Source organism: Oligoflexus sp. (assembly GCF_035638955.1).
In the GTDB taxonomy this organism is placed as follows: Bacteria; Bdellovibrionota_B; Oligoflexia; order Oligoflexales; family Oligoflexaceae; genus Oligoflexus.
Window position 1 is genome coordinate 1 of record NZ_DASQYZ010000046.1, and the last position, 9,113, is coordinate 9,113.

The following is a 9,113-nucleotide window of genomic DNA, read 5'->3' on the forward strand; positions in this document are numbered from 1 at the left end:
CCAATCACCTGCTGGAGTTCACAGATCTGCTTCTCCTGCTCAGAAAGACGGTCCTTGGCATTGGACTTCAGGTTCTGAGTGCCACCCCTGACGAAGTCGTCCATCCACTTCTCAACGTCAGTCTGTTTCAGGTCGTTTGCCATGGTTCTGTGACAGCAGGCAAAGACTCCATCAGCGCCTACGAACCCAGGGTCAAGCCGAATGTCGGCCCGCCGACGCATGCCTGCTCATCGAGCCTGTTCTCCGTCACAACCTATGCCGATGACAAGGGCATGGGCGTTATCGAAGCACAACTTCCCGGCGAGGCCATCCACTGGCTGAGCGTTTGGGAGGAATTCTCGAACTTCGCCTTGGACGTTCGCGTCGTCCCGATGAATAGCACCAAGGCCGTCGTCGAACTCTTCAATCCTAGCGACGCCGACCTCTTCACCTGGCGTGTCGCCTGTCCCTTTGCCTTCACATTGGTCGACCGATCCAAGGTTGTTTATGCGAGCACGGGATCGGAAATCGGCGAGGAAATCTTCTTTGACCATGTGCTTTCCGAAAATGGAGTGATTTCACGGAAGCAAAGCAAGACCTTCGTCTTCGAAGCGACCGGTCAGTCCTTGAATGATGTCAAAGACCAGAAATGTCAAGTCAACGGCATCCCCTTGCGCCTCGACATCCAAAGCTTCTGACCCCTCCTGCCCCTTGGCCTTGGGCCAGGGGCTTTGCCGGCATTCGCATCAATTTCGAGTGCAAGGAAGGTCGATCCAATTCTCCAAGCAACTCAAGGCCCGCTGTCACTTGATTGATTAACGTGTTCGCCCGTCAATCAATTGCATACTGAATCATCATTAAGCCAGAGGCATTGCCCTTATTGATGCTGATCGCGATCGGTCTCTTCATTCGGTCAGTGATGAATAAAGGCCCCATCATTGAATCGACCGTCGCTAACTTTTTGACGCACCATCTCTATAAGCTCCTGCATTTTTACAGGCTTGGTGAGGTAGTCATTGCATCCAGCAAGACGACACCGTTCCCTCTCTCCACGCATGGCGTGGGCCGTCAGGGCCACGATAGGACGTTCGTAGCCTTCCTTGCGAAGCTGAGCGGTAGCCTCGTAGCCGTCGAGCTTGGGCATCTGGATATCCATCAAAACCACATCATAATCCCCGGCCTGTGCCATTGTCACGGCTTCTTCGCCGTCGCCAGCGACATCAACTGTGGCTCCGGCTCGGGTCAGATATTTGGCCACCAGAAATTGATTGTCGAGCGTATCATCGGCAAGAAGGACTTTCGCCCCCTCAAGGCGGGACGAGCTTATTTTCGTCTGTTGCACAGCTTCGGTGGGACGAACCTTGTCATGCACGCCCTCCAGCGCCACTGTAATCTCGAACACACTGCCGAGGCCGGGGGTGCTCTTGACCAGCACGATGTCGCCGCCAAGGCAACGCGCAAGTCGTCGGGCAAGATGAAGCCCGAGTCCAGTGCCCCCAAAGTTACGCGTGGTCGAGGCATCGGCCTGCGTGAACAGTTCGAAGATCTTTGCTGTCTGGTCCTCGGCCAAGCCTTTACCCGTGTCCCTTATAGCAATCCGAAGGATTTTACTAACCCGCTCAAGCTTGACGGTCACGCTCACCTCACCTGCTGCAGTAAATTTAACAGCATTGCCGATGACATTGGTCAGGATCTGCTTAAGCCTCGTCGGATCAGTGAGGATCGTCTCCGGCAACGGGTCTTCTGCTTGCATCGAAAACGTGAGACCCTTTTCTTCGGCCGTGTGACGCATAACCATCTCGACGTCCGATATAAGTTGAGGGAAATTGGTCTCAATTTTTTCAACTTCGAGCTTGCCGGCCTCGATCTTGGTAAGATCGAGAATATCTGCAATCAGGCGCGTGACAAGTTGGACGTTTCGCTTGATACGTCCTTCATATTCGTAGCGATCAACGGATGTCAGATCCGTCTGACAGAGCAACTCAGTGCAACCCATGATGGCATTGAGCGGTGTTCTGATTTCATGACTCATCGCGGCGAGAAAAAAGCTTTTTGTTTGGTTGGCCGCGTGCAACTCTGCAGCAAGTTTTTCAGCAGTCTCCGTAAGCTCGTGCTGCCTTACGGACGAGCGCACGAGTGATTCGTTGACCTCCGTGACCTGGTTTCGGAAAATAACCGTCTCGCTCGCATCCGTCACTTGAATCATCACCCCAGCCGGATGCCCGTCCACGCCGAAGACCGCCCACACCGAATAGTTCCAGTAACGAGGCGGCGCCTGGCCACGATTGGATTCCTGCTCCGGAAGCGTTTCGGACTTTCCCGTCTGGAATACGCGGTCGAGAAGCGGCAGGCAACCGTTGCGATCACCGTCAGGCACGGCTTGGGCGAAAGGGCGCCCCATCATCTCCGATGCCTTTTTGCCGACCAGATTGGAAAATGCTGGGTTAACGTAACGCATGATGTGCGTGACGCCTTCGACGGCCACCATGGGCTGGGGTGAACCGTCGTGGCATTGGCGTAGAATGTCGGGCCTAGGTAAAGGATCTTGAGCAAGCTCTCGCTGATCGGCTTTTTGAACTCCATTCCCAGGGTTTCGGCCCGACGCGTGTACGGGCCTGGGCGTTCCTCAAAGATGGCGATGACTCCCGGCTCACCCTGCCGTAGGCCTTCGGCAATGAAATTGGAACCTAAAAGCGATTTGCCTGACCCTGTGGGTCCCGCCACCAGCATGCTATCGCCCACTGGAATGCCGCCGCCCATCATGACATCCAGCTCGGCAACGCCGCAGGAGATTCGCCGCCGTTCGGTATTCGTCTCCTGGTCTTTTGTCAGTCCGAAGGTGCGCGGAAAAGTTTGCAGTCCAGCGTCTGTGATTCGAAACGTATGAAGTCCGGGCACGGAAGCTTGCCCACGCAGCTTGATGATCTGCAGCTTGCGGACGATCGAGTTTCTCTCCACGTGTTGAGAGAGCCAGAAGAGGCCGTCGGCAATAGTAAAGACGGCGTTGTTACGAACCTCCTGCTCAGAATATTCTCCAATCAGGAACGTCGTGGCTTGCCAACTGGTTAAGAGAAAAGCCAACTGCTGTATGAACGACTCGATGTCCAGATTGCCAGACGGGGTGTTTGCCATTCGCATCATTGCGCGAAACGAATCGACGACTACGATGCTGGGGCTGGTGGTCTCCACCTTTTTTACAATCGCCTCAAGGACTGCGTCCAAATCCCCTTTCAACATAAGATGGCTGAGGTTGACAAATATGACCGAGGTTCCCACTTTTTCCAGATCAAAAAAATCATACTGCTGCTGGTAGCGCAGCATCTTAAGAGCTGGCTCACCCAACACGGTGAAGAAAATGGCGGGGCGTTCCGGTGTGGCATTGGCAAACATGATTTGATGGACGAGTGTCGTCTTCCCGCCTCCGGGCGAGCCTGCAATGATGTTAAACGAATACTCGGGCAACCCGCCGCCTAGAATCTCGTCGAGACCTGGCACGGCTGTCGGCAGCTTCCGAATCGCCACTTTTTGCTTCTTCATGATTCTCCCTCGGTCATTACAGTATCGCTCTCGAAGGAGCCTTCCGGCCATGCACGGTGTATAAGACCCACGGTTATCGGTTTTCCGATAAACGTCACAAGCAGCTCCAGTAATTGTGTTAGGAGAACGACGTCAGCGTTCTCAGCCACCAGTTTCGCCTGATATTACTCGAACCCATCGAGTTTCTCCAAAATACCGTCCGACCGGACCCTTACGACTCCAAGCGAGGGGGCTTCGGCCTTGGCCAGTGCCAAGGAGCGGGACAAAAGAGCCGAATATCCACCAACGCCGGTAAGTTCTGCGAGAGGAGCACGCAGCTTCTCGCAGATGTGCACCATGTCATCAAAAGCTCCATCCAAGGTTTTGGTGCCTTTGCCTTCAATGACAAGCAATTGCCGAGCTAGATTTTTCATAGCCACGGATTGTGGGTCCTGCGCATTTTTTTGGCTTTCTTTGATAAGGTCCTCATCTGTTGTGTCACAACAAACTAAATCCTGGTTTTGATCACAAAAGTCCATCTGGAAAATGCCACCCCCTCGCCAAATCGATCTTCTGGACGGACATTCACTAGACGTGTATTTTTCAAAGCGTTCCGCTTCATTGGAATAATGACATACGTGATACTTGCCACTGGATAACAACTTCTTGGTCGGTTCTCATGAATGCAATCTTTGGGCCTTTGCCTGACTTGAAAAAGGGCATCGCAGCATCAGATGACTGACGCGACCAAGGCTTGCCACTCCCGAGAACGAAAAGACTTCCATGAAGCCATCGGTCTTTTGCCTTCCTTAGGCTTCCGTGATAGTCCCACCTGAACAATGCGGCTCTCAACGATACCACATTCACCAAATGGTTCAGGTCCCAGAAACCCGCCTGGTCTCATCACCTGTTCGAACGGAGCATGCCTATGTCTATCGGTTCTGGTCTTGCCTTTCTCAGCATCCCCGCAGCCATTGCTGCCATAGGCCTTCTTTTCGAAGGCGATGGAACTATGGTCGGTGCGACTATTATTGGCTGCGTTGGATTCGTGCAGGTGGCGAGGGTGATAAAAGCTATTGAGTTTAATAAGTATAGGCCCGGCTCCAATCATAGCATCCCCTAAGCCCTGCGAACCCCCAGGGTCCGTGGGCAGAAACCAACCCGAAGCGGAAGAACGCGCACGAGCTCCTTAAAAGTTAAATCCCGTGCTGCTATTGCGATCCAACGTGACCTTGGACCGCAATTCCTGAATGATTTTTGCTTAATGCAAACTCCAATTGCCTTATGAAAGAGGAAATTTTCATGAACTCAGAAGAAAACTCCGTCCCTAAGGAATATGAAAGCGGTACTCAATTTTCAGGCATTATAGGTCGGACCGTTGGCGAATCCGAAGCCGCATGGCCAGCACCCATACGAAGCAAAAAGGGTATGCCGAATGTCATTTATATCGTGCTGGATGATGTAGGGTTTGGGCAGCTGGGCTGCTATGGATCACCTATCAGCACGCCAAACATCGAAAGCTCGCTCAAAATGGTTTGCTCTATTCCAATATGCATACGACAGCACTCTGCTCCCCTTCAAGATCGAGCATGCTTACCGGTCGCAATCATCATTCGAATGCCATGGCTTGCATCACAGAAATCTCAACCGGTTTTCCAGGTTATAACGGCAATATTCCCTTCGAAAATGGTCTCTTGTCCGAGATACTTCTGGCACAAGGGTACAATACTTATGCCATTGGTAAATATCACCTCACCCCAGCCGAACAGTGCAGCGCCGCGGGTCCCTTTGACCGTTGGCCGCTGGGGCGGGGATTCGAACGTTATTACGGTTTTCTGGGTGGGGACACGAGTCAATATTACCCCGAACTTGTTTGCGATAATCATCAGGTTGAGCCACCGAAGACGCCGGAGCAAGGCTATCACCTGACGGCCGACCTTGTGGAGAAAGCGTCTTCCATGATTGCCGATGCCAAGCAGCTGGCGCCTGAAAAACCGTTCTTTCTCTATTTCTGTACGGGAGCCATGCATGCTCCTCATCAGGCACCTAAGGAGTGGATCGACAAATATAAAGGAAAATTCGACGATGGTTGGGATGCTTATCGCGAAAAAACGTTCGCAAAACAAAAAGAGCTTGGCATCATTCCCGCCCATACAGTTTTATCGGGGCGCGACCCCGACGTCCAGGACTGGAAGAAACTCTCAGCTGACGAGCGCAGGCTTTACGCTCGTATGATGGAGGTCTACGTAGGGTTTCTTGAGCACACGGATCATTATGTTGGCCGACTTTTGGACTTGCTCGCCCGCATTGGCGAGCTTGACAGCACTTTGATCATGTTGATCTCTGACAACGGAGCAAGTTCGGAAGGCGGACCCCATGGCTCCGTCAACGAGATGAAATTTTTCAACAACGTGCAGGACGATCTCAAGGAGAATCTTGCTGCGCTCGACGAACTAGGCGGCCCTAAATATTTCAACCACTATCCCTGGGGGTGGACGTATGCAGGCAATACACCTTTCCGTCGCTGGAAACGCGAAACCTACCGAGGGGGGACCTGCGATCCGTTCATCGTACACTGGCCAAAAGGCATTCAAGCCAAAGGGGAGATACGCACTCAATTCACGCATGCTATCGATATGGTACCCACTGTTCTCGAAGCGCTCGGCATTGAACCGCCTGCACAGGTTCGCGGCGTCTCGCAGTCTCCTATCGAAGGAACAAGCTTTTTCTACACATTTGAAGATAGCAAGGCCCCCAACAGGCACCACACCCAGTATTTCGAGATGTTTGGGCATCGATCGCTTTATCATGATGGCTGGCGCGCTGTCTGTCCATGGCCAGGCCCGTCCTTCGCTACAGCCAAGGCAACCTTGGGCCAGCCCTTGACCGAGCAGACGCTGCGGGACCTTGATGCACGGAACTGGGAGCTCTACAACATTGATGAGGATCCAGCTGAAACCAAAAACCTGGCCGAGGCGCATCGTGACAAACTCATTGAGATGATCGCACTATGGTACGCAGAGGCGGGTAAGTATCACGTTTTCCCCATTGACAGCAGACTTACGGCTCGACTCGCTGAGAGGCGTCCGCAGGTTTCGAAGGACCGGAAAACTTTCCGCTATTATCCAGGCACTCAGTCGATACCGGAAAACGTCGCCGCGAATCTGCTCAATCGCAACCACAGCCTCACGGCCGAAGTTGAGATTCCGCAGGGCGGAGCCGAGGGCGTCCTGATCTGCCACGGCGGCAGCAACGGTGGCTATAGCCTATTCATGAAAGACCAAAAGCTTCATTATGTGCTGAACTACGTGGGTGCCCAGGAATTTCATGTTGCCTCCCAGAAAGATGTGCCGGAGGGAAAATCAAAACTTCGTTACGAGTTTGAGCAAACTGGCAAACCAGACATCGCCAAAGGTAAGGGAGCTCCCGGTCACGCTCAACTCTACATCAACGAAGAATTGGTAGGCGAGATCGAACTTCCCTACACCACTCCTTTGATTATTGGGCCTGGCAGCGGTATGACCGTCGGACGTAATCCAGGCTCACCAGTTTCGCGAGCCTATCAAGGTCACTTCGCGTTCACTGGCAACATCGATTATGTAACGGCGGATTTGTCCGGAAGCATGATTGAGGACACCGACGAGCAAAGGGAGGCCTTCACCAGAATGGCCATGGCAAGGCAATAGCCTAGAGATGACAGTAAACGTGCACGCCGTCATCTGAGCGACGTGCAGTACGCTCAAAGCCTCAACTCACTTTTCGACGCTTGGTATAGATATAGAACAGCACCGCTCCCGCCACGGCACCGGCGATGATACCAAACGCTTGTGCGACTTGCAGCTTGGCTAAAGCCCAGGATATGGGCTCGGCACAATTGAAGCCCATCTGCGCTGGCGGCATAAAATACCAGGAGATGGCCTTAGGGGCTAACCAGGTTGAGATCAGACCTCCACACAAGGCACCGGCCCCAGTGAGCGACATTGCAGTCTTTGCTTTCGATTCCATTGGCTTCTCCACACATTGTCTACATATCAGGCGAAGGCTCTGGCACGACTCTGGTCAAGAAACCCGACAAAAATAACGCCAACATTGTATAGGTCAAAAACATGTAAAATCCGGGCTGTAACGACGTCCCGTTGGTCGTCAAAATAACAATTTCCTGGCCAGTCGTCTGCAGATTCCCAAACTGACTCGTAATGATTCCGTTGAATCCGATATAGGCCATGAATATAGCAACAATCAGGACGTCAGTCATGGACCATTTTCCAGACTTCAAGACGAAAAACTGAATCCACTTATTCGCGCGGGCGCGATGGAAATCGTAATAGTAAAAGAGCGAAGAAAGCATCTTGAAAATTGGAAAGACCACACTGAATAGGACCATCAAAATGCCGACCACCTTCATCTGTATGTCTTCATGAGTAATCATAATCCAAAAGACGTCCAGAATGCTCTTCGTCTGAAAGTACAGCACTTGGTTTTCGAAACTGATAGGGTGATCCAAAAGGGTAAATCTCATCGCCGAAATTTTCGCTTCCATATCGATCATCGGTGTTGCGACGCCCGCCACCAGAAGAGCGGCAAGCGTGAGCAGCAGGAGCAGGTATTGGGGTGCGGGCAAAATTCTTTTACCAAACCCGCATATAATGAACTGCAGGGACGCGATGAAGATAAAGAGCCACGTTTGTTGGAATATGAGCGCCTGATTCTTTTCAATTTCCTCAGCGAGCTTGATTCGCGCAACGTCTATGTCTGGGGTGTTCGTCCGAACAAGAATACTATTAAGCACATCCAGGTCCTGCTTTTCAAATGTTTGGTCAAAGTACTCCTTGACCCGCTTCGCCAAAGCCGCCTTTAAAAGTTTCTCGGTCTTCACTTTGGTCATTTGCACGATGATGGCGTCGGCATAGCTAGGGATGCCGTCTTTGATATCTTTCATGTCAACCACAGCATTGATAACGGACTGCTTCATCCAGCCTGAGACCGTTCCTTTGTTAGCCTTCTTGATTTTGGCTTCCACGTTGTCAATGAGCCCGTTGAGTTGCAATTCCACGTGCTTCTTAAGCTCAATCTCGTTGGCATTGCTCAAATTGAGCTTGGTGAGTTCGTCGGCGATGATGAGCGCCAGCTGCCTTTTCCATTCATTGATGCTGAAAAGGCCATATTTGATATGGCGAACCTCTGCGAAATCCTGCTTGTTTTGCTGGTTGGCCATGGAGTTGACAATGATTTGCTGACACAAAAGCAAGCAGGCTGCGGCTAAGATGACAGAAAGAATCAATTTCACGGTTTTAATACATGACTCCGGGGCTAGGTAATTTGATGTTTTCATCGCGTTCGGGGAGATGGCTGTCTCGCGCATCCACACTGATAATTTTATCTGCTGACCCGTACTGAATTGCATTCGCGACTATGTTCGACAGGACTTGAGCCAGCCGGTCACCATCCCAGGCCCCACGAAGATTTCCATGGGATGCGATTAAACCTCTCCACCCAAGCCAGGGGCTATGGATGGAGATTCCTGGCCTTCGGGCGTTCAGCGCTTCCCTGGCCGGTCGGGCACCAGGGCTCTTGCTGAGGCTTACTCGGCCTTTTTCCCGATCTCTCCAGGGAAGACG

General features: G+C 52.2%; 7 protein-coding genes and 2 pseudogenes. 3 read left to right on the top strand and 6 right to left on the bottom strand.

Going from position 1 to position 9,113, the window contains the following annotated elements; translation table 11 throughout:
* Window positions 1-677, top strand: a 677-nt coding sequence (locus tag VE954_RS04370; RefSeq protein WP_324950051.1) for a hypothetical protein, incomplete at its 5' end; no start/stop codon positions are given.
* A 215-nt stretch (window positions 678-892) separates the two neighbouring features.
* Here VE954_RS04370 and VE954_RS04375 read toward each other — a convergent pair.
* The 3 genes from VE954_RS04375 to VE954_RS04385 all read right to left on the bottom strand — a co-directional run bounded on the left by VE954_RS04375 (window position 893) and on the right by VE954_RS04385 (window position 3,935).
* Window positions 893-2,467 (bottom strand): response regulator, encoded by a 1,575-nt coding sequence (locus VE954_RS04375; RefSeq protein WP_324950052.1) that lies wholly within the window; start codon window positions 2,465-2,467, stop codon window positions 893-895.
* Window positions 2,380-3,516, bottom strand: coding sequence for an RAD55 family ATPase (locus tag VE954_RS04380; RefSeq protein WP_324950054.1), 1,137 nt, complete (start codon window positions 3,514-3,516; stop codon window positions 2,380-2,382). Before VE954_RS04380 ends, VE954_RS04375 begins: the two co-directional genes overlap by 88 nt.
* A gap of 164 nt (window positions 3,517-3,680) precedes the next feature.
* The gene (locus tag VE954_RS04385) at window positions 3,681-3,935 is read right to left on the bottom strand and encodes a hypothetical protein (protein WP_324950056.1); all 255 of its coding nucleotides are present in this window, start codon (window positions 3,933-3,935) and stop codon (window positions 3,681-3,683) included.
* Window positions 3,936-4,423: 488 nt separating this feature from the next.
* On the opposite strand from VE954_RS04385, the gene VE954_RS04390 reads away from it, so the two are divergent.
* Together VE954_RS04390 and VE954_RS04395 are read left to right on the top strand one after the other, a co-directional pair.
* Window positions 4,424-4,618 carry a hypothetical protein gene (locus VE954_RS04390; protein WP_324950058.1) on the top strand — a complete coding sequence of 65 codons (195 nt, stop codon included), beginning with the start codon at window positions 4,424-4,426 and terminating at the stop codon, window positions 4,616-4,618.
* 179 nt (window positions 4,619-4,797) lie between these two features.
* Window positions 4,798-7,181: pseudogene (locus VE954_RS04395) on the top strand (arylsulfatase).
* A 61-nt stretch (window positions 7,182-7,242) separates the two neighbouring features.
* On the opposite strand, the gene VE954_RS04400 reads toward VE954_RS04395, so the two are convergent.
* From VE954_RS04400 to VE954_RS04410, 3 genes and pseudogenes are all read right to left on the bottom strand, one after another.
* Window positions 7,243-7,500: a hypothetical protein gene (locus VE954_RS04400; protein ID WP_324950060.1), complete on the bottom strand. Its 258-nt coding sequence runs from the start codon at window positions 7,498-7,500 to the stop codon at window positions 7,243-7,245.
* Window positions 7,501-7,519: 19 nt separating this feature from the next.
* Window positions 7,520-8,782 carry a paraquat-inducible protein A gene (locus VE954_RS04405; protein ID WP_324950062.1) on the bottom strand — a complete coding sequence of 421 codons (1,263 nt, stop codon included), beginning with the start codon at window positions 8,780-8,782 and terminating at the stop codon, window positions 7,520-7,522.
* A gap of 4 nt (window positions 8,783-8,786) precedes the next feature.
* A pseudogene (locus tag VE954_RS04410) lies at window positions 8,787-9,113 on the bottom strand (hypothetical protein); the annotation flags it as partial.

What these genes read in the sequence shown, in the direction of transcription:
- VE954_RS04375 (WP_324950052.1), bottom strand. Translation starts at nt 2,467, where the DNA reads ATGGTGGCCGTCGAAGGCGTCACGCACATCATGCGTTACGTTAACCCA.
- VE954_RS04380 (WP_324950054.1), bottom strand. Translation starts at nt 3,516, where the DNA reads ATGAAGAAGCAAAAAGTGGCGATTCGGAAGCTGCCGACAGCCGTGCCA.
- VE954_RS04390 (WP_324950058.1), top strand. Translation starts at nt 4,424, where the DNA reads ATGTCTATCGGTTCTGGTCTTGCCTTTCTCAGCATCCCCGCAGCCATT.
- VE954_RS04400 (WP_324950060.1), bottom strand. Translation starts at nt 7,500, where the DNA reads ATGGAATCGAAAGCAAAGACTGCAATGTCGCTCACTGGGGCCGGTGCC.